Here is a 20,079-nt window from a genome sequence, read left to right on the forward strand (position 1 = left end):
CTTCTCCTCCTTCATACGTTCCCGACGACATTTTCATCGGCGACATCGGCGTCATGCGTATTCGTATTGCTGTAATAGTTGTAGACATGAAGCCCGTCGCCGGTGTTGAACGAGCCGGCGCCGGCGAACGTTTTGGTCACGCTTTGCGGGGAAATCGCAAACACGTCGCCGATATGGAACACGCCGCTGCTTCCGATGCTATTCAGTTTCACGATTCCGACAAAAGCTGGCATGGGGCATGCTCCTTTCCCAGCTTCGCAGTTGCTGCTATAGTGTATAGGCGCAAGCCGGCTGACGTTCGCCCTAATTGTTCGCGGATTTGTTCGCGTCTATCATATCCGGATCGCCGGTGTTGGTAAAGCTGACAAATGTGTTCGTTTGCAGGAAATCACCGTTGTTGCTTCCCCCAGAGCCGGTGTGCGATTTGGACGTACTCTTTGGGGTGATTTGCAAAACATCGCCAAAATTGACCGTGCCATCTCCGCTCACATGAGTGATTTTAATCGGTCCGCTGATAAACGAAGGCACTCGCTCCTCCTCCTTTTGTTCCCATTGTTATAGCATATTGTATGAAAAAAACACGTAACTGGTTCAACGCGGGGCGGATGTCCAATCGGCGGTTAAGTTGTCAGCATATGCTAATGAGAAGGAATGGAAAGGAAGGGACAACCGATGCCAGCGATCGTCATCGGCGGGATTAAAGTAACGAGTGTAGGCGGCAACGGCACGGTGAACATGGGCGACGTGCTGCAAATCGCTCCCAAAAGCACCTCAAAGACGAATTCAGGCGCCGGCGGCGGCAATACGGGCGACTTTTTGCAGACGAATACGTTTTGCAGCGTCACGAATACGGTCGATCCGGATGTCTTGGACGCCGGGGTGAAAGGAAATAACTAGCTATTGTCGAGACGACTCCCCTAGCGTTCGTTTTTGGAAAAAAGAAGAAACCAGGTTCTTTTTTGGCGCAATGGAGTGGACTATCCAAGAAAGAGGGCTGACTTCAAAAGTCATTTTACGACTTTTGGGACGGCCCTCTTTTTCTTTATCTTAATTAGGCGAGAAGACTCCCACTTCAACGAAGCGAAGCGGAGTAAGTGGGAGATGAATCGCCTTAACTATATTTTGCTGAAAATAGGATAGATTCAGTAAAATATAGTATAACCCGTGGTGCTAGTTGAGCGTCAGCGCTCAACCAGCCCTAGTGTAACCAAGGAATAAGCCAACAAGATGCCATCGAGTGCCACTTCAAACCCGGCCATGGAATTCGCTCGAATGTCGGTGATCCGGTATTGGTCTACGAGAATCGAAAACACCGTCTCGATGACTTTGCGTTTTTTCCTGATCCATTCTTCCCATGCCTTGGATGGGCCGTGCTTTTGATTGTGTCGAGACGGTGTCCAGAACGCGGCTTGGTGTTCTTCGTACAGCTTTTCTCGAAGAGCGTGGCTGATGTACCCTTTGTCCCCAAAGTTGTAGGGATGAGGGATTTGAGTCATCACCGTTTCAGCGGCTTTGACGTCGTGGCAGGACGCTTCCGTCACGACATAGCCCATGGCCAGCCCTTGATTGGTCACTTGAAGATGCAGCTTGAAACCGTAGTACCATTGCTTTTTGGAAGCACAATACCCCATATCTGCGATCCCTCGAAATCGCTTGACGCGCTGCATTCTCACGGGATGGCACAACGGAAGAGGCAAGCTGTCGACGACCGCATAAGCATGGTGTTGGCCACGTTTCGCCAGCTCATGACGGATCCATTTGATGGCGAAACCAAGCGCTCGGCAGCGGCGGTTGTATCGGGAGCGTTCAAGAAACGAGCCGTTTGTGAACAAATTTCCCGTGACAAAACGATGCCAGGCTCGTTCGGAAGAAAAGCCCAGCAGCTTCCCCAAAAGGTGAACCGCCATGACCACTTCGTCTTCTTGCTTGACCAAGTGACGGTTGCGGCGATGAAGATACATTTGAATCAACGACAGTTGGGCAGAAACAAAACAGAAAATAGCGGCATATTGTTTTTGAAGTTTGGCTGGATCTGTAGTAAAATGAAAGTGCTCTTGCATGGGGGATCTCTCCTTTCGAATGTTGGGTGACACTTTCATTCTACTGGAGATCCGCCAGCAAGGGCTATTTTTATGCTTGATCAAGTTTATCTAGCACCACGGGTATAGAATATCTTTGTGAATTTTACGGCATTGAATTCTTGAAACAGGAAGAATCATATACGTCTCAAGCCAGCTTTTTTGACGGCGATGAGATTCCTGAATATAATGCCGACAATCCAAAAGAATATAAGTTCAGCGGCAAACGTATTAAGCGCGGCTTGTATCGAACAAAGTCTGGCAAACTAATTAATGCTGATGTCAATGGCGCATTAAACATCTTAAAGAAAAGTAAAGCTGTAGACCTAAGTGTCTTATGCTCTAGCGGCGAAGTGGACACGCCTCAAAGAATAAGGATTGCTTGAAGCAGTCAAACTTCTTTGGAAGCCCCCACTTCAAATTTTCTCTAGAAAATTAAGTGGGGGTAGTTCACCCAGGTGTACGGCATGACCGAATCGTCTCCGCTCAGCACGATTTCGCTCATTCGTCCACAGCTTGACGGACTGCCTGCCGAACAAAAGCAGCGGCTGAAAGCGAAAGCCGGCTATCCGATGATCGGCTGCGAGGTGAAAGTCGTCGACGAGAATGGAGAGGAAGTGCCGAAGAATGGACGGGCGATCGGTGAGGTGATTGTCCGCAGCCATGGCGTCATGAAAGGATATTGGAAAAACGAAGAAGCGACCGCCGCAACGATCCGCGACGGCTGGCTGTATACCGGCGATATGGCGACCGTCGATGAATACGGGCATATTGATATCGTCGACCGGAAAAAGGATATTATTATTAGCGGAGGGGAAAATATTTCGTCGATTGAAGTCGAAGGAGCGCTTTATGAGCATCCGGCTGTGCTTGAAGCGGCCGTCATCGCCGTGCCGCATGAAAAATGGGGGGAAACGCCGCATGCGTTTGTCGTCGTCCGACCAGGGGACAATGTGACAGAGGAAGAGCTGATTGCCTTCTCACGGGAAAAACTAGCCCATTTCAAAGCCATTACGGGTGTTACGTTTGTTGATGAGCTGCCGAAAACAGCCTCCGGAAAAATTCAGAAAGTACACTTGCGCCGCCAATATTGGGATGCAATCGGAAAATCGGGTCGCTATGTCAACTGATGATACAGGCATGTGTCTTCAGACGGACAGAGGAGAGCGCGCCGAATGAAATGAATAAGGCGGAGGGCGTGCCGGCAAGGCGGTAAGGCGCCGCCGATTGCGCAGACGACTAGGCAGTAGAAAGAAGGGAGAAAGCGATGATCAGATCGACCGAGCGAAACGCCGCGGCGGATGTGTTGCGTGGATTCGCCTTGCTCGGCATTTTGCTTGTCAACATGCGTTATGTTTCCTCGCCAGCGTTATACGACGAAAGCGTCAAGGGCGGTGCTTTTGACCGAGTTTTGGACGCGGTCGTCGACGTATTGTTTGAAGCGAGCGCCTATCCGTTGTTTGCGTTTTTATTCGGGTTCGGGGCGATGACCATGTTCCGCCGGATCAGCAGCCGCGGAAAGCGGCCGATTCCGATTCTGTTGCGCCGCTTCTTTCTTTTGCTTGGGATCGGCATGGTTCATGCGTTTGGCCTTTGGTTTGGCGATATTTTAATCCCCTACGCCCTCGTCGGGTTCATCATGCTTTTCTTTTTCGCCGCCCCGCCTCGTTGGTGGCGGACGGCGGCTGTCGCTGTCTTTCTTCTTTTTCACGGCCTTATGGTGCTGCTAATGGCCCTCAGCATGTGGACAGGAGGAACGAAACCAGTTGGCGGCCACGAGGCTGAGGCGGCCGCAGCGGTTCGTCATTATCAAAGCGGAACGTTTGGTGACGTGTTTTGGCAACGGTGGAACGACTGGATGTATATCAACGGCGATGGAGGGCTTTTGCTTACGGTGTTGACCGTGCTGCCGTTTTGTTTGCTTGGCGGCTATGCCGCCGACCAACGTTGGCTTGAAGCCGATCGTCACTCGCCTGCGAAGCTGCGCCGCCTGATGAGGTGGGCGCTATGTTTTGGTTTAGCACTGAAAACCATTCCGTATTGGGCTGGGGTCAACGACTTGACCATGTACATCCAAGACAGCTTTGGAGGCGCCGCATTGGCGGTGTTCTACGCGGCGGCCGCCGTGTTCGTCTGCGGGAAACGAAGTTGGCAGCGCGCTTGGCGGTGGTGGCAAGACGTTGGCAAAATGTCGCTCACTCATTATCTCGCGCAATCGCTCGTTTGCACGTCGCTGTTTTATGGTTATGGGCTTGGGTGGTACGGACGCACAAGCGCATGGCAGGAGATGTTGATTGCGTTTGCTTTGTATGCAACTCAAGTGTGGATAAGCCGCTTTTGGTTTGCGCGTTTTCATTATGGTCCGGTTGAGTGGATGTGGAGGTGGGGGACATACGGAACGCGGCCGCCGTTTCGCCGCCGGCCGGGGCAATAAAAATCCCCGCTTACTGAACGGACGGGGAAGGCGATTCCAACATTCTCGTGTGCTGCAAATATTGGTTGATCAATTGGTCAAGCTCTTGGCTGCATTCGATCGTCTCTTTGGCCGTGAACCCATACGTGAGCGCCAATTCAATCATTTGTTGTCGTTTTTCTTCAATTTGCAACAGAACCATTTCCTTCACCATCAATTGTTTGAAATGTTGGTTGAGGCATGCCGCGTCGATGCAAGACGTTTGTTGCATGACGAAAGTCGCAATCGACGCCCTAGTGGAAACTAAACATTATTATACATATCCCGACGAAAAAAGGAAGCGATTCGGGAAAATAAGTGATAAATTTCCTAATTTAGACAAAATTCTACAAAAGCAGGACTTTTTCGCCTCGATGGCGAATATCATCCTCAACGCGCCAAAATGACGAAGACGGGTGGAAGAGAAGAGTTCACGAAGCGTCCGCTACATAACAATGAAAGGGAGAGAGGCACGATGAAACTGATCACCGCACTTTTCGATGGAGAAACGTTTGTTGGAGTCGTGCCGCAAGGAGACGACCGGGCGGTTCATTTGCGCCGCGCCGAACGGGCGATGGATGGAACGGAGACGATGCCGACGACGATGGTTGAAGCGATTGCCCAAGGGGAGGAGTTTCTCGTACGGGCGCAAAAAGTGATTGACTGGGCGCTAGGCCATCCGACGCGGGAGTACGTTTATCGCCTCAACGATGTCCGTCTTTTGGCCCCGATCCCACGGCCGGCGAAAAACATTTTTTGCATTGGAAAAAACTATGTTGATCACGCGCTGGAGCTCGGCGGCGCCGATGTGCCGGAGCATTTGATCGTCTTCACGAAAGCGCCGACAACGGTCATCGGCCATGAGGAAACGATTTTGCGCCATGCCGATGTCACGGATGAAATGGACTATGAAGGGGAGCTGGCGGTGATTATCGGCAAACAAGGGCGGGCGATCCGCCGGGAAGAGGCGCTTGATTATGTGTTTGGATATACGATTATCAATGATGTGACGGCAAGAGATTTGCAGGAGCGGCACCAACAATATTTTCTCGGCAAAAGCCTGGATACATTTTGCCCGATGGGGCCATGGATTGTGCCGCGCCGTTTTGTCCCGAATCCTAATGACTTGCGCATTGAAACGCGGGTGAACGGGGAAGTGCGCCAGCGCGCGAGCACGAAACAGTTGATTTTTTCCATTGAATCGATCATCGAGACGATCTCCAAAGGCATTACGCTTGAGCCGGGCGACATCATTGCGACAGGAACGCCGGCTGGAGTCGGCAAAGGGATGAACCCGCCGCGTTTTTTGCAGACGGGTGATGTCATTGAGGTGACGGTGGAAGGCATCGGCATGTTGCGCAACAAAGTGGGAGAGTAAACGGCGAAAGTGAGGAAGCCCCCATTGATGCTCAAAAGGCGTCCTCTTGAAAGAAAGGGCGTCTTTCGTTTTCGTGAAGTTTGTCAACCGTCCGCCCGCCGTGCTATGATAGGAAGGAACAAGGAATGGTTGGAGGGATGGATGTTGACGCATGCCCATATTACGAGCTGGCTCATCACGATTGTTTTGTTTTTCCTTGCGGTGTCGATGGAGCGGCAAGGGGCGGGCAAAGCCAAGATCGTGCAAATGGTGTTGCGGCTGTTTTACATTCTCACGATCGCGACGGGGGGGCTTTTGCTGCATAGCATTGCTTCGATATCCGCGCTTTATTGGCTAAAAGCGCTTGCCGGGCTGTGGGTGATCGGAGCGATGGAAATGGTTTTAGCAGCTGTAAAAAAAGGAAAAAGCGCGGCGGCAGGATGGACGCAATGGGTCATTGCCCTTGTGGTGACGCTGTTCCTTGGACTGCTGCTGCCACTTGGTTTTGACTTATTCTAAAGCGAAGCGGCAGCCTTCTATTGGTTGCCGCTTTTGTCGAAGGCGAAAATATGATATGGTAAAACAAACAATGTTTTTTGAATTTTTCGACCTCGTTGGTCAGCGGGAGGGGGCATGATCGTTTATGCGTTGGTTCTGCTGCCGCCGTGCTGAGGAATTGGATCGTCTGTTCAGTGAGCATTGTTCTTCCTTGGACGAGCCGCAGTTTATCCAAATCGCCGGCCGCGATGTGGGTGAAGTGGATCGAATGGTTGCTGAACTGGCCTGCCGTTGGCCGCGCGCCCATATGATCGGAATGGCAGGACCTCTGCCAATGGCCGGTGGGCGAGATATTGCCGTTGGCATCGCGTCGATGCTGTCCTCCACCGTTTCATCGCTGGCGCTTCCGGCCGAGGAGTTTGATCGCCCGGACGAATTGGCGGAGCTCATTGCAGGGGCAGTCATTCACTGGGATACGGCGTTGCTTCTTCTGTTTTCTGACCGCCGTTTTGTTTTGCCGTCCTTGCTTCGCCGCTTGCCGCTTGCCAATGAACGGATGGTCATGGTCAGCTGTGCGCTTCCTGAGGGCAGTGCGTTGTTTTCGTCCGACGGACGAATTGTGAGCGGGGGCATGGCCGTTTCATTCAGTGGAACTGCGCTTCGCAGCCACTGTATGGCCCCGTTTTTATGGGAGCCTGTCGGACGATCCTTCTCCATTACGAAAAGCAGTGGCCAACAAATTGATGAGCTTGATGGACAAAAGCCGTCATGGTATTTGGAACGATATTTAGGCAAAGAATTTATGGACCGTCTGCCGCTTTCCGGAGTGGAATTCCCGTTTCTTATCGAACGAAACGGGCGCGATGTCTGCCTGCCGATTGTCGCTCTCCATTCAGACGGTTCCGTTGCCGTAAGAGGTCACGTCCATGATGGGGAAAAGGTTCGTTTTTCCTATGTTCATGCCCCGTCCCTTTACTGGAGCGCGCGCGACGCCGCCATGCATGCGGCCAAGCAATCGGCTGAGGGGATGTTCTTTTACTACAGCGCGGCGCTCAGTGGGTATACGCGTCCGCTATTTGACGGGGTTATGTCTGCTTTTGGACAGGCTGCATTCTTTCCGGCTGTCGAAGTATTCGTGAAAGACGCACATACAGCTACAGCGGTGCGGACGGCTGCGTTTGCCGCTGTGTCGCTGACGGAGACAGCGGCATCAGCGGAGAACAGTTTGTCGTCGCCATTGCCGGCGCCGCCGGAAGGAATCATGACGCTCGCCCAGCTCATGTCCACGTCCTCACGCGATATGGGGCGCCTGCATGTTCGCCTGCAAATGTCAGAGCAACGCTACAAATCGTTGTTTGAACATAACACGGACATTGTCTATTCCACAGATTTGCACGGCCGTTTGACAAGCGTCAATCCTGCCTTTGAACAAGTGCTTGGTTACAAAAAGGAAGAGATTTTGTATACGAATTCGCTCAAGTATATTCATCCGAATGATGTTCCCCGCGTCACCCGCTATTTTTACCGAGCGCTGCGGGGGAATATCCAAACGTATAACTTGGAGATTCCGACGAAATCGGGAGAACGGCTTTTGTTTCAAATGAAAAACATTCCCATCATTGTGGATGGCAAAAAGGTCGGCATTTACGGAATTGGACGCAACATTACCGAGCAAAAAAAAGCGGAAGAGAAAATCTCTTATTTAGCATATTACGACATCGATACGAACTTGCCAAATCGGACAAAGTGGATGGAATTGTTTTCTAAACAGCTGGATAAAGCCAAGCAGAAGCAGCGAACGATAGCGGTTGCTTTGATCGATTTGGACCGGTTTAAATGGATTAACGACAGCGTCGGCCATTACGCCGGAGATGACATTTTGCGCCAGCTTGTCGAGCGCATTCGCCGCGTCTTGCCGCCTAGTGCGGAGCTTGGCCGATTTCATGGCGACAAGTTTTGCTTGCTTTTTCCGCTCAAAACAGAGGCCCAGGCGGCGACGGAAGCGGCGCTCCGCATCGTGCGCGAAGTGGCGCGGCCGATTGTGTACGACGGAAAGGAATTTTTCGTTACGGCAAGCGTTGGTCTAGCGATGTTTCCAGATGATGGAGAGGACGAACATGCGCTGCTTCGGCACGCTGATATGGCGGTCAATATGGCGAAAAAAGGCGGGGGCAATCGCGTGGAGCGCTACTGCCCCGAAATGAATGCCGAAATGATGCACCGGCTTGAAATGGACGGCTATTTGCGAAAGGCGATCGAGGAAAACGAACTGTTCCTCTGCTACCAGCCGATTGTCGACGTACATACCGGCGCGGTCATCGCGACGGAAGCGCTGGTCCGTTGGCGGAATCCGAAGCTTGGGCTTGTGCGTCCGGACGAGTTTATTCCGTTGGCGGAAGAGACGGGCTTGATTCATGAAATCGGCCGTTGGGTGCTGCAAACCGCTTGCCGGCAGACAAAGCAATGGCAAAGGGAGACAGGAAACGATAAACTAGCCATTTTCGTCAACGTTTCTGCTGTGCAATTTCAGCACGAACGGTTCGTTGACGACGTGAAGCAAGCGCTCAAGCAGTCGAATTTGTTGCCATCATGTTTGCGTCTTGAACTGACTGAACATTCCATGCTCCGTCATCTATCGAGCACGATGCGCACTTTGGATGAGTTGAAGCGGCTTGGGGTCGGCATCGCCGTCGACGATTTCGGCAGCGGGTATTCTTCGTTTCATTATTTAAAGCAGCTGCCGGCGACGATTTTGAAGATTGACCGGGCGTTTATCGAACGTCTCCATACAAATGCGTCCGACGCCGCCATTGTCAAAGCAATCATCACCATGGGACGCGGGCTCGGACTGGAAACGATCGCCGAGGGAGTCGAGGCATTGGAGCAGCTCGAGCGGCTTCGCGATTTGCAATGCAGTTATGCCCAAGGATATGCGCTCTGCCCGCCGCTTGTCGCTGAGGAGATTGCCGCATACATGACCGGACGCCAGATGAATCAGTTGTAAAGATGCTTGCCCACCGCCTTGAAAAAAGGAGGCGGCAGCCTGTGGCACGAGGCGGAGACGTTCGGTCAACAGCGGGAACCCGCCCGGCCGCTTTTGTCCTCAGCCTATTTGGGCGCAAATCGCCCGTTCGCCGCTGTTGAATGTTATTTCAAATCGGTCGGCCGGCATCGGCCCGCGTTCATAGTAATGATGGACGCTGGCGATTTGCTCTGTATTGTCATAGATCATAAAATTGACGCCGGATGATTTGGCAAACAATAAGCCGTTGTAGCAGTACAGGCAGTCGTAAAGCGAAAACCCAAGATGGTTCAGCCATTGGACGTATTGAAAAAAGGACGGATTGGGAAGCGAGGCAAGCCATTGCCGGTACGCGTATGTCAGCTGTTTGCGGAAGCGGATGCGGTCGCCGTCAGTGAGGGGGAAGATGCCGAGGTCGGTCGCGATCGTGCCGTTTTCCTGCCACCGTCCGGACAGCCAATGCCCATAGCGGAACAGTTCAATCCCTTGCTGGGCCATCTCCTCGACTAACGCCGCTTCCTCTGCTTCCTCATCAAAAAACACCCATTCATTGTTGACAAACTCCGCTGTTCCTTGCACGTAAGCCCGCGGCTGTTCAGCAATGCAATGCAGGCGCTCTTCAATATTCAATGTCTCTCATCCTCCTTGTACTTCTCTTTTTTTCCACCTTTTCGTCCGTTTATTCACGTTATTGTTGACATCGGACAATTCATCGAAATGACCCGTGGTGCATAAAATGGAATCATGCCGATGCGGGGAGGGCTAGCGCCTTGGGGAAAATGGCGGCAGCCCACGAGATCCGCAAGAAAAAAGAACGGGCGATCCAAAGAACAATGCGAACAGTTCGGCGAAGAACAGTTGCCTGTCATTTTGATAAGGAAAGGATTGGTTCGTATGTGTGGCATTACTGGCTGGGTGCATTTCGGGCGCGATTTGCGCCGTGAGCGGAAAACGATTGCCGAGATGACAGAGACGCTCGCGAAACGCGGGCCGGATGATACAAATACATGGCTTGACGTCCATGCCGCGTTCGGGCATAAGCGGCTCGTTGTGGTTGACCCGGCTGGCGGCAAACAACCGATGATCCGGAACAAAAACGGACGGCGTTACACAATCGTTTACAATGGCGAGCTGTACAATACGGAAGACATCCGGAAGGAGCTGTTGCATAAAGGTTACCGGTTTGACGGCCACTCCGATACGGAAGTGCTGCTCGCCGCTTATATCGAATGGAAAGAACAATGTGTTGACTGGCTCAACGGCATTTTTGCCTTTGCCGTTTGGGATGAAGAACGGGAGCAGCTATTTATGGCGCGCGACCGGCTCGGGGTCAAACCGCTGTTTTATCGCCAAGATGCCAAGGAGCTTTTGTTCGGATCTGAGATCAAGGCGATTTTGGCCCATCCGGATGTGAAAGCGGAAGTCAATTATGAAGGCTTGGCGGAAGTATTCGGGCTGGGGCCGTCGCGCACGCCGGGGCACGGTGTGTTTGACGGCATTCGAGAGCTGCGCCCGGCACATGCGCTCACGTTCTCTCGCAGCGGGCTTCGCATTTGGCGGTATTGGAATGTCGAAAGCGACGTCCACCGCGATTCGTTCGAGGAAACGGTCGAAAAGCTGCGCTTTCTATTGACGGATGCGGTCACGCGCCAACTCGTTTCCGATGTGCCGGTCTGCACATTTCTATCCGGTGGAGTCGATTCAAGCGCCATTACAGGGATTGCCGCCAATGCTTTCGCGGCAGATGGAAAAGGGCCGCTGCACACCTACTCGATCGATTATGAAGGAAACGACCAGTATTTCAAAGCCAACGATTTTCAACCAAACACGGATGCGCCATTTATCGAACAGGTGTCAAACAAATTTCAAACGGTTCATCATCGCTGCGTGATCACGCAAGAAGAACTGTTCCGCCATTTGCATGAAGCCGTCATCGTTCGCGACGTTCCGGGCATGGCTGATGTCGATTCGTCGCTTCTTTGGTTTTGCAAACAAATTCGCGAGCAGTTTGTCGTCAGTTTGTCTGGAGAATGCGCCGATGAGATTTTTGGCGGCTACCCATGGTTTCATCGCCCGGACGATTTGGCGCGCAAAGGATTTCCATGGATGCGCTCGATTGAGGCGCGCATCGGGTTGTTAAAGGAAGAATGGCGGCAAAAGCTCCGCCTCGACGATTACGTGCAAATGCGCTATGAACAGACGATTGCCGAAGTGCCGCGCCTGGAAGGGGAAAGTGCGGAAGCAGCGAAGCGGCGCGAGCTGTTTTATTTAAATATGATTTGGTTTATGACGACGCTCCTTGACCGAAAAGACCGGATGAGCATGGGAGCAAGCTTGGAAGTGCGTGTGCCGTTTGCCGATCATCGGGTTGTGGAATATGTCTGGAATATCCCTTGGGAAATGAAAATGTACGGCGGCCGCGAAAAAGGCATTTTGCGCAAGGCGTTGGAAGGGCTGCTTCCGGAGGAGGTGCTCTATCGGAAAAAAAGCCCGTACCCGAAAACGCATCATCCATTGTATACGAAGCTGGTGAAGCAATGGCTTGAACAGCTGCTTCGCGACCGTTCTTCGATTTTACACGAGTTTTTTGACGCGGAAAAGTTGACGGCGCTCGTTGAATCGGAAGGGAAGTCATTCGAGGTGCCTTGGTTTGGACAGCTGATGACCGGTCCGCAACTGCTTGCCTACCTTGGCCAAGTGCACGTTTGGTTTGACCATTACGGCATTCATATTAAAGAATAAGAGCTGCGCTGATGCGCAGCTCTTATTTTCGTGGCGGGAGGCTTCATGCCATTTTCGCTTGCGGCGCCACCGTCTTTTTCATCCAGACGCGCGACCGCCAGCGCCGAAGCATCAACAGTCCGCGCAACCATTCGTCGGCGATGAACGACAGCCAAATGCCGACAAGGCCAAACCCAAGGGCAATGCCGAAGATGTATGCCACTGTGACCCCGACGCCCCACATCGACAAAATGCCCATATAGACCGGAAATTGCACATCTCCGGCTGCCCGCAACGAGCCGATGATGACGAGATTAAACGACCGCCCCGGCTCAAGGATGATGGTTAAAAGCAACAGTTTGCGCCCAAGCCCAATCATCGACGCGTCATCAGTAAAGAAGGAGAGCAGCGGTTCGGCGAACCAATAGGCGGCTGTAGCAAGCAACACGGACATGCCAATGGCGCTGTACAAACTTTTTAAACAACGGGCGTACGCTTCCTCATACCGCCCGGCGCCAACAAAATGGCCGACAAGGATTTGCGTCCCTTGGCTGATGGCGATGCCGAACAAAAAGACGAACATCATAATGTTTTGCGTATACACTCGTACCGTTAGCGCCTCGGCGCCCAGCCACGTAATCAAATAGGTGATCACCATTTGCGCTGTATTGTAGGAAAGGTGCTCGCCGGCTGACGGCACACCGATTTTCAATAGCGAACGAAAGTGGCGAAACGGCAGGGCGCAAAAGGCACGCGGCGCGAGTGCAATACCTGTTCGTTTGCGCAATAAGGCAACGAGCACAACAAAGCCGGCCAACCGGCTGGCTGCTGTTGAAATAGCAGCTCCTTCCGCCCCAAGAGGAGGAAGAGCAAATGAGCCGAAAATAAGGAAGTAGTTTCCGATGACATTGAGTACATTCATGCCGATCGTGACATACATCGTATCACGTGTAAAGCCGTAGCTTTTTAAGATGGCGCCGACCGTCATCATCAGCGCTTGGACGAACAAAAACCCGCCGACAATCGCCAAATAGCTGCTCCCCTCGTCAAACAGCTCAGCCGGCAGCCCCATCAGCCGCAAAATCGGCCGGCTAAACGCGGCGAGAACGGCGCTTAGCAGCAACCCAAACAGCAAATTGGCGGCAAGGGATACGCGCGACACGTCAATGGCTTCTTGCTCCCGCCGGGCGCCTAAGTATTGGGCGACAAGTACGGCGGTCGCCAAGGCAACGAAGTTGAACAGCACGATCGTTAACGCGATGATTTGGTTCGCCACCCCGACGGCGGCGACCGCATGATCCGAGTACTGGCTGAGCATAAGTGTATCAGCGTTGCCCATGACCATATAAAGCAACGTTTCAATAAAAATCGGCCACGTTAACGAGAACAGTGACCATGTTTTTGCCTCTTGGCGCATATTGAGACAACTCCTTTTTCAAATTCCGACTTGAACGATATACTCAGTTTAGCTAGTTTGCTGCATAATGGAAAGAGAAAGAAGCGATTTCACTTGCACATTTCCGACAAGGAGAGAGGGGACAATGCATTATGTTACGTTTTCGCTGCCACCGCTGCCGGTGTTTATTAAAGGGGCGGAAAGCGTATTTCCAAAAGGAAAACGGCATTTTCGCCGCACGTTTACCGTATTTGACTTGCTGTATGTGAAACAAGGCTGTTTGTATATGACGGAAAACGGGCGCGAGTTTGCCATCGGCAGCGGGCAATATTTGCTGTTGATCCCCGGCCGCGAACATTACGGACACCGCCCGTGTGAAGAGAAAACGGAGCTTGTTTGGCTGCACTTTTTGCTGCCGGACTACACGGTTGCTCCGGACTGCCCGGCGAGCCGGCAAACGGTGATGGAAAAAGAGGCGACGTACACTGAGCCAATCCAATACCGGCTTTCGATCCGTCAATATGGGGAGCTGAAACAACGGGAGCGCGCCGAACAGCTGCTCGCCCAACTTGTCGAGCCGAACGTGGAGCGGGATATGGACCGGCCGCTCCGACAGCTGCTTTTGTTTGTGGAATTTCTTTGGCACTTGCAAAAGCAGGAGCTGTCCGTCCCAAGTGCAGCGGAACAAGTCAGTGCGGCGGCGGTGGCGTACATCGAACGACATTTCAACGAGCCGATTACGCTCGAAATGCTTGCGAAAGGGCTCCGTTTTCATCCCGATTACATCACCCGCTGTATGCAAAAAACGATGGGCATGGGATTTAGCCGTTATTTGACGTATTACCGCCTGTCGAAAGCCAAGCAATGGCTTGCGGAAACGAATGAAACAGTCGAGGCGGTTGCCAAGCGGGTCGGCATTGATGATGGCGCGTATTTTTCGCGTGTATTCAAAAAGATGGAAGGGATGACCCCGACCGAATACCGGCGCATGGCTAGGCGTACATAAAACCGGCGCAGCGAACCGCTGCACCGGTTTGTGATCAAAGCAACACATGGCTGCGCCATCTTACCAGCTTTCAACTTTATAGAGCACAAACCCATACGGAGGCAAAGAGGCGCAAAGCGTTTCCGCCTCGGCCGCAAACCGCTCTCCGGTCAAGAGGTCAACAAGCCATTTTCCGCGAAGGTCGAGCGGGAGCGGAATGTCGGCGGCATCATTGCTTCGGTTGATGATGACGAGCACGGTTTCAGCGCCGTCAATTTTTTCATACACGAGATGGTTAGGGTTGTCGTCGGCGGAAAGAAAGGAGACATCTCCGCGCCGGAGCGCCCGATATTGCTTGCGAAGAGCGATCAGTTGCTTGACATGTTCATACAGTTCTTTGTTTTGCTTCTCTGGATCCCACACCATACATTTCCGGCACTCCGGATCGTTTCCGCCCGTCATGCCGATCTCATCGCCATAGTAAATGCACGGCGAACCAGTGAACGTCAGCTGGAACAAAAACAACAACTTCGCTTTGCGGACGTCGCCGCCGCAAACCGTAAGCAGCCTTGGTGTATCATGGCTGCCAAGCAAGTTGAATGCCGCTTCGTTCACCTGTTTCGGATACGAATGAAGAAGTCGGATCATGATATCGGCAAACTGGCGGGCGCTGATTTCCTCTTTCGCGAAAAAGCGAAGCGCCCCGTCCGTGAACGGGTAGTTCATGACGGCGTCAAACTGGTCGCCGCGCAACCACGGCATGGCGTCATGCCAAATCTCGCCGAGAATGTACACATCGGGCTTTAGCGCCTTCACTGCCTGCCGGAATTCGCGCCAAAATTGATGATCGATTTCGTTCGCCACATCGAGCCGCCAGCCGTCAATATCAAACTCGCGAATCCAGTACGTCGCGACATCAAGCAAGTAGCGCTTCACTTCCGGATGAGCGGTGTTGAGTTTCGGCATGTGCGGCACGAACGCAAATGTGTCGTAGTTCGGGCGCGGCTCGGTTTGGAGCGGAAACTCGCGAATATGGAACCAATCTTTATACCGAGAGGCTGCGCCGTTTTTCAACACATCTTGAAACGGGGCAAACTCATAGCCGCAATGGTTGAAGACTGCATCGAGCATGACGCGGATCCCTTTTTCATGGCAGCGCTTGACAAGTGTTTTCAACGTCTCTTTGTCCCCAAAGTGCGGGTCGATTTCAAAATAATCAGCGGTGTCGTATTTATGGTTCGACGGCGCGCGGAAAATCGGCGTCAAGTAAAGGCCGGTGATGCCAAGGTCAGCCAAGTAATCGAGATGGTCGATAATTCCTTGCAAATCCCCCCCAAAAAAACTTGTCGGCGTTGGGTCTTCGCTTCCCCACGGCCGCGCTCCTTCCGGACTGATGGCCGGGTTGCCGTTGGCGAACCGCTCAGGGAAAATTTGATACCATACGGTGTCTTTTACCCAGCCCGGCGCTTGGAACAGGTCGACCCGATGAAGAAAGGGAAAGCAAAAGTAGTAAGCGGTGTCGTCACTCGGAGCTTCATGGTAAAATCCTTTTTCCGTATAGACCAGTTGTTCGCCCCCAGCTCGAAGCACAAACCCATAGCGCAGCCGCCGATATGGCGGTCTGACCTCGGCGAACCAATAGTCAAATCGTTCGTCGCTTCCCGTTTTCTGCATCGGCATCGTTTGAAACTGCCAGGCGCCGTCTTGCCACTCGTACGGGTCGCCGTGCAACAGCTCCACCCGATCAACATCATCTTTTTTTGTCCGAAGCCGAAGATGAAGCGTTTCGCCATCATAGGCATAGGCGAAGTTGTCAGTCGGGCGGTGGTGAATGGCTTCTTTTTGCATCATCGTTCCCCCTCTTGAATCCAATTTGGGTGAAAGCAATCGTTTGCATGATAGACTTCCGTTAAACAAAGCGTACACCAATGTAAAAAAAAAAGTCAAATTTCATAGAAAATAAGCTTGTAAAATGAAAAATAGACGATATAATAGAGTTGAAAGGTGCAATCGTTTTCATCGGAGTGATTGCGATTTTAATGCGCAAACGATTTCGCTACGGTTGCACTGAAAAAGAGTCGATCAAAAGAGGAGGGAGAGCATGAAGAAAACATTGTCTTTGTTTCTCATGGCTGTGCTGCTCGTGGGCGTGCTCGCTGCCTGCGGACCGAAACGGGACATTCAACAGCCGAAAGAAAGTCAAGGAACAACCGAAAAGGCGGAAAAACCGGACAAACTAGTCGTTTGGGTGAACGACGACGAAAAGCAGAAACAAGCATTAAAAGATATTTTCCAAAAGTACACAGAAAAAACCGGAATCAAAATCGAGATGGTTGCGGTCAGCATGCTCGATCAAACGAAAAAACTAGCGCTCGACGGACCGGCTGGCAAAGGGCCGGATGTGTTCTACCAGCCGCATGACCGCATCGGCGACATTGTGCTGCAAGGATTGGCCGATCCAGTCGACCTTGGCGATGCGAAAGGCGAGTACAGTCCGACGGCCATCAACGCGGTCACCTATGACGGAAAGACGTATGGCGTGCCGATGGTCGTTGAAACATACGGCGTGTTCTACAATAAAAATTTAGTGCCGGAAGCGCCGAAAACGCTGGATGACTTGATGAAGATCGCCAAGGAAAAAACGAATGCGGCCAAAGACCAATACGGCTTTTTAATGGAAGCGACGAATTTCTATTTCGTTTATCCGTTCTTCTCCGGATACGGCGGCTATGTGTTTAAAAATGAAAACGGCAAATACGACACAAGCGACATTGGGCTCGCGAATGATGGAGCCGTCAAAGGAGCCGAGCTCGTCCAATCGTGGTTTAAAAACGGATACATTCCGAAAGAAATCAACGGCGATATTATGAACGGGCTGTTTACGAAAGGAAATGTGGCGGTTGCCATCACCGGACCATGGAACATCGCGCAGTATAAAGAAGCGTTGGGCGACAAATTAGCGACCGCACCGCTTCCGGTCTTAGACAACGGCGAGCATCCGAAATCGTTCGTCGGCGTGAAAACATGGATGTTATCAGCCTATTCGCAAAACAAAGAATGGGCGGTCGACTTCATGAAGTTTGTGACGAACGAAGAAAATTCGCTCCATTACTATGAAGTGGCAGGCGAAATGCCGGCGAACGAAAAAGCGTTGACGAATGAGAAAATTACGAACGACCCGCTGATCGCCGGTTTTGCGGAGCAAATCCAATACGGCGAGCCGATGCCGAACGTGCCGGAAATGTCGCAAGTGTGGGAGCCGATGGGCAATGCGTTGCAATTTATCGCGAAAGGCGAAAACCCGAAAGCGGTGCTCAGTGAGGCAGTGAAAACGATTCAAGATAAAATCGCTGCCAGCGGCGCTGGAAAATAACGAGTGATGTCGTGGTGGATAGGATCAGCCCTATCCACTATTCTTATCCATATGATAGGGGGGATTGGAATGCCGGAAGCAAACGTCCGCCATCGGCCGGCGGTGGCGATGGCGCTGTCTTTGTTGTTTGCCGGCCTTGGGCAGTTGTACAACCGCCGGTATGTCAAAGGCATCTTGTTCATCATCATTGAAGCTTCGTTTTTGCTGACGTTTTATAACTTTTTAAACATCGGGCTGTGGGGACTCGTCACGCTTGGCGAAATTCCGATGTTGGATCATTCGATTTTTCTCTTGATTCAAGGATTGGTTTCGGTCATCATCATCGCATTTGCGGCCGCCCTGCATATTGCGAACATCATTGATGCGCGCAACGACGCCCGCCGCCGGCAAAGGGGCGAACCGTTTCCGTCGCTGTGGGAATCGTGCCGCAACGCTTGGGATAAAGGATTTCCGTACATCTTTGTCACGCCCGGGCTTGTGATGCTGTTGTTTATCGTTGTGCTGCCGCTGTTGTTTATGGTGTCGCTCGCATTTACCGACTACAACTTGTACCACTCGCCGCCGCGGCATTTGTTGAATTGGGTTGGATTTGAAAACTTCAAAAACTTAGTCTCCATCCCGATTTGGAAAAGCACGTTTTTTAGCGTCCTCGCGTGGACAATCGTTTGGACAGTTGTCGCGACAACGATGCAAATCGCCCTTGGCCTGTTTTTGGCGTTGCTTGTCAACGACCCGCGCATCAAGTTTAAGCGGTTCATCCGCACGGTGTTGATTTTGCCGTGGGCCGTGCCATCGTTTGTCACGATTTTGGTGTTTGCGGCGATGTTCAACGACAAATTCGGCGCCATCAACCGCGAAGTGTTGAGTTTGTTTGGGGTGTCGGTCCCGTGGATGACCGATCCGTTTTGGACAAAAGTGGCGCTTATTTTGATTCAAACGTGGCTTGGCTTCCCATTCGTATTTGCGTTGTTTACCGGCGTTTTGCAAAGCATTTCCCGCGACTGGTACGAAGCGGCCGACATCGACGGAGCGACGCGCTGGCAAAAGTTCAAATCGATCACGCTGCCGCACGTCTTGTATGCGACCGCACCGCTGTTGATTATGCAATATGCCGGCAATTTCAACAACTTTAACATCATCTATTTGTTCAACGACGGCGGCCCGGCCGTGCGCGGGCAAAACGCCGGCGGAACGGACATTCTCATTTCATGGGTGTACGATTTGACGTTCACGACGAACAACTACAATATGGCAGCGGCGATCTCGCTCATCATCGGCTTGATCGTCAGCGGGTTTGCCATTTACCAGTTCCGGCGCACCCGTTCCTTTAAAGAGGAGGGGAACATTTGATGAACCGCAAATGGAAATCGCACGTGGAAGTAGCGCTTATTTATTTGTTTATCGCCTTCATGTTTGTCGTCATCGCCTATCCGCTTCTTTGGACGATCAGCATGTCGCTCAATCCAGGAACGAGCTTGTATTCGGCGTCGCTCATCCCGGAGAAGTGGTCGTTTGAGCACTATAAGTGGTTGTTTACCAGTCCGAACAGCGATTATTTGCTTTGGTATAAAAACAGCTTGTTTGTTGCGACGGTCAATGCGGTGTTGTCCGTCTTGTTTACGGCGCTCATCGCCTATGCGTTTTCGCGCTACCAATTCGTCGGGCGGAAAACGGGGCTGTATTTGTTTTTAGTGTTGCAAATGTTTCCGTCGCTCATGGCGATGGTCGCGATCTATATTTTGCTCAATATGCTCAATTTGCTCGATTCGCTTTGGGGACTCATTCTCATTTACGTCGGCGGGCAAATTCCGTTTAACGCCTGGCTGGTCAAAGGCTACTTTGACACGATCCCGCGCGAGCTGGATGAGGCGGCGCGCATCGACGGTGCCGGTCACTTCGGCGTCTTTTTCCGCATTATGCTGCCCTTAGCCAAGCCGATTTTGGCCGTTGTCGCGTTGTTCAACTTTATGGCGCCGTTCACCGACTTTTTGCTGCCGTCGATCGTGTTGCGCGACCCGGACAAATTTACATTGGCGGTCGGGCTGTTTAACTTCATCAGCGACCGGTTTGCGAACAACTTCACCCGCTTTGCCGCCGGCTCGATTTTGATTGCCGCGCCGATCGCCGTCGTCTTTTTGTTCCTGCAACGGTATTTGATTTCCGGCTTAACGGCCGGTGGCACAAAAGGGTAAGAACC

General features: G+C 52.1%; 17 protein-coding genes and 2 pseudogenes. 12 read left to right on the forward strand and 7 right to left on the reverse strand.

Annotation, left to right across the window (positions count from 1 at the left end; genetic code table 11):
• Positions 1-11 precede the first annotated feature (11 nt).
• Positions 12-233, reverse strand: coding sequence for a spore germination protein (locus ACR1UW_RS05050; RefSeq protein WP_094239649.1), 222 nt, complete (start codon positions 231-233; stop codon positions 12-14).
• A gap of 70 nt (positions 234-303) precedes the next feature.
• Positions 304-528, reverse strand: a complete 225-nt coding sequence (locus tag ACR1UW_RS05055) for a spore germination protein (protein ID WP_096225734.1) — start codon at positions 526-528, stop codon at positions 304-306.
• A gap of 144 nt (positions 529-672) precedes the next feature.
• On the opposite strand from ACR1UW_RS05055, the gene ACR1UW_RS05060 reads away from it, so the two are divergent.
• The gene (locus tag ACR1UW_RS05060; RefSeq protein WP_096225733.1) at positions 673-897 is read left to right on the forward strand and encodes a spore germination protein; all 225 of its coding nucleotides are present in this window, start codon (positions 673-675) and stop codon (positions 895-897) included.
• 284 nt (positions 898-1,181) lie between these two features.
• Here ACR1UW_RS05060 and ACR1UW_RS05065 read toward each other — a convergent pair whose 3' ends face one another.
• Positions 1,182-2,060: an IS982-like element ISGsp1 family transposase gene (locus ACR1UW_RS05065; RefSeq protein ID WP_014195574.1), complete on the reverse strand. Its 879-nt coding sequence runs from the start codon at positions 2,058-2,060 to the stop codon at positions 1,182-1,184.
• 104 nt (positions 2,061-2,164) lie between these two features.
• Between ACR1UW_RS05065 and ACR1UW_RS05070 the strand changes: the two are divergent.
• From ACR1UW_RS05070 to ACR1UW_RS05080, 3 genes and pseudogenes are all read left to right on the forward strand, one after another.
• Positions 2,165-2,464: pseudogene (locus ACR1UW_RS05070) on the forward strand (zinc ribbon domain-containing protein); the annotation flags it as partial.
• Positions 2,465-2,527: 63 nt separating this feature from the next.
• A pseudogene (locus ACR1UW_RS05075) lies at positions 2,528-3,208 on the forward strand (AMP-binding enzyme); the annotation flags it as partial.
• A 137-nt stretch (positions 3,209-3,345) separates the two neighbouring features.
• Positions 3,346-4,512, forward strand: a complete 1,167-nt coding sequence (locus ACR1UW_RS05080; protein WP_498934756.1) for a DUF418 domain-containing protein — start codon at positions 3,346-3,348, stop codon at positions 4,510-4,512.
• Positions 4,513-4,522: 10 nt separating this feature from the next.
• Here ACR1UW_RS05080 and ACR1UW_RS05085 read toward each other — a convergent pair whose 3' ends face one another.
• Complete coding sequence (locus ACR1UW_RS05085) at positions 4,523-4,705, reverse strand: aspartyl-phosphate phosphatase Spo0E family protein (RefSeq protein ID WP_080706486.1); 183 nt, start codon at positions 4,703-4,705, stop codon at positions 4,523-4,525.
• A gap of 300 nt (positions 4,706-5,005) precedes the next feature.
• On the opposite strand from ACR1UW_RS05085, the gene ACR1UW_RS05090 reads away from it, so the two are divergent.
• From ACR1UW_RS05090 to ACR1UW_RS05100, 3 genes are all read left to right on the forward strand, one after another.
• Complete coding sequence (locus ACR1UW_RS05090) at positions 5,006-5,908, forward strand: fumarylacetoacetate hydrolase family protein (RefSeq protein WP_237419885.1); 903 nt, start codon at positions 5,006-5,008, stop codon at positions 5,906-5,908.
• Positions 5,909-6,052: 144 nt separating this feature from the next.
• Positions 6,053-6,406, forward strand: a complete 354-nt coding sequence (locus ACR1UW_RS05095; RefSeq protein ID WP_025950975.1) for a YisL family protein — start codon at positions 6,053-6,055, stop codon at positions 6,404-6,406.
• A 124-nt stretch (positions 6,407-6,530) separates the two neighbouring features.
• On the forward strand, positions 6,531-9,389 hold the full coding sequence (locus ACR1UW_RS05100) for an EAL domain-containing protein (RefSeq protein ID WP_498934759.1): 2,859 nt from the start codon (positions 6,531-6,533) through the stop codon (positions 9,387-9,389).
• A 99-nt stretch (positions 9,390-9,488) separates the two neighbouring features.
• On the opposite strand, the gene ACR1UW_RS05105 is transcribed toward ACR1UW_RS05100, so the two are convergent.
• On the reverse strand, positions 9,489-10,037 hold the full coding sequence (locus ACR1UW_RS05105; protein WP_033011704.1) for a DUF2777 domain-containing protein: 549 nt from the start codon (positions 10,035-10,037) through the stop codon (positions 9,489-9,491).
• A gap of 264 nt (positions 10,038-10,301) precedes the next feature.
• Between ACR1UW_RS05105 and asnB the strand changes: the two genes are divergently transcribed.
• A complete protein-coding gene (gene asnB, locus ACR1UW_RS05110) occupies positions 10,302-12,149 on the forward strand; it encodes an asparagine synthase (glutamine-hydrolyzing) (RefSeq protein ID WP_033011703.1) in 1,848 nt (615 codons plus the stop codon).
• 43 nt (positions 12,150-12,192) lie between these two features.
• On the opposite strand, the gene ACR1UW_RS05115 is transcribed toward asnB, so the two are convergent.
• A complete protein-coding gene (locus tag ACR1UW_RS05115) occupies positions 12,193-13,545 on the reverse strand; it encodes an MATE family efflux transporter (protein WP_033011702.1) in 1,353 nt (450 codons plus the stop codon).
• A 124-nt stretch (positions 13,546-13,669) separates the two neighbouring features.
• On the opposite strand from ACR1UW_RS05115, the gene ACR1UW_RS05120 reads away from it, so the two are divergent.
• Positions 13,670-14,530 (forward strand): AraC family transcriptional regulator, encoded by an 861-nt coding sequence (locus tag ACR1UW_RS05120; protein WP_011230205.1) that lies wholly within the window; start codon positions 13,670-13,672, stop codon positions 14,528-14,530.
• A gap of 60 nt (positions 14,531-14,590) precedes the next feature.
• On the opposite strand, the gene ACR1UW_RS05125 is transcribed toward ACR1UW_RS05120, so the two are convergent.
• Positions 14,591-16,357, reverse strand: a complete 1,767-nt coding sequence (locus tag ACR1UW_RS05125; protein WP_276521843.1) for an alpha-glycosidase — start codon at positions 16,355-16,357, stop codon at positions 14,591-14,593.
• A 253-nt stretch (positions 16,358-16,610) separates the two neighbouring features.
• On the opposite strand from ACR1UW_RS05125, the gene ACR1UW_RS05130 reads away from it, so the two are divergent.
• The 3 genes from ACR1UW_RS05130 to ACR1UW_RS05140 all read left to right on the forward strand — a co-directional run bounded on the left by ACR1UW_RS05130 (position 16,611) and on the right by ACR1UW_RS05140 (position 20,074).
• A complete protein-coding gene (locus ACR1UW_RS05130; protein WP_498934763.1) occupies positions 16,611-17,882 on the forward strand; it encodes a sugar ABC transporter substrate-binding protein in 1,272 nt (423 codons plus the stop codon).
• Between the two features lie 69 nt (positions 17,883-17,951).
• Positions 17,952-19,232: a carbohydrate ABC transporter permease gene (locus ACR1UW_RS05135; protein ID WP_237419892.1), complete on the forward strand. Its 1,281-nt coding sequence runs from the start codon at positions 17,952-17,954 to the stop codon at positions 19,230-19,232.
• Positions 19,232-20,074, forward strand: a complete 843-nt coding sequence (locus ACR1UW_RS05140; protein WP_498934766.1) for a sugar ABC transporter permease — start codon at positions 19,232-19,234, stop codon at positions 20,072-20,074. Before ACR1UW_RS05135 ends, ACR1UW_RS05140 begins: the two co-directional genes overlap by 1 nt.
• The last annotated feature ends 5 nt before the right edge of the window (positions 20,075-20,079 follow it).

It is taken from the genome of Geobacillus lituanicus (genome assembly GCF_050994965.1).
In the GTDB taxonomy this organism is placed as follows: Bacteria; Bacillota; Bacilli; order Bacillales; family Anoxybacillaceae; genus Geobacillus; species Geobacillus stearothermophilus.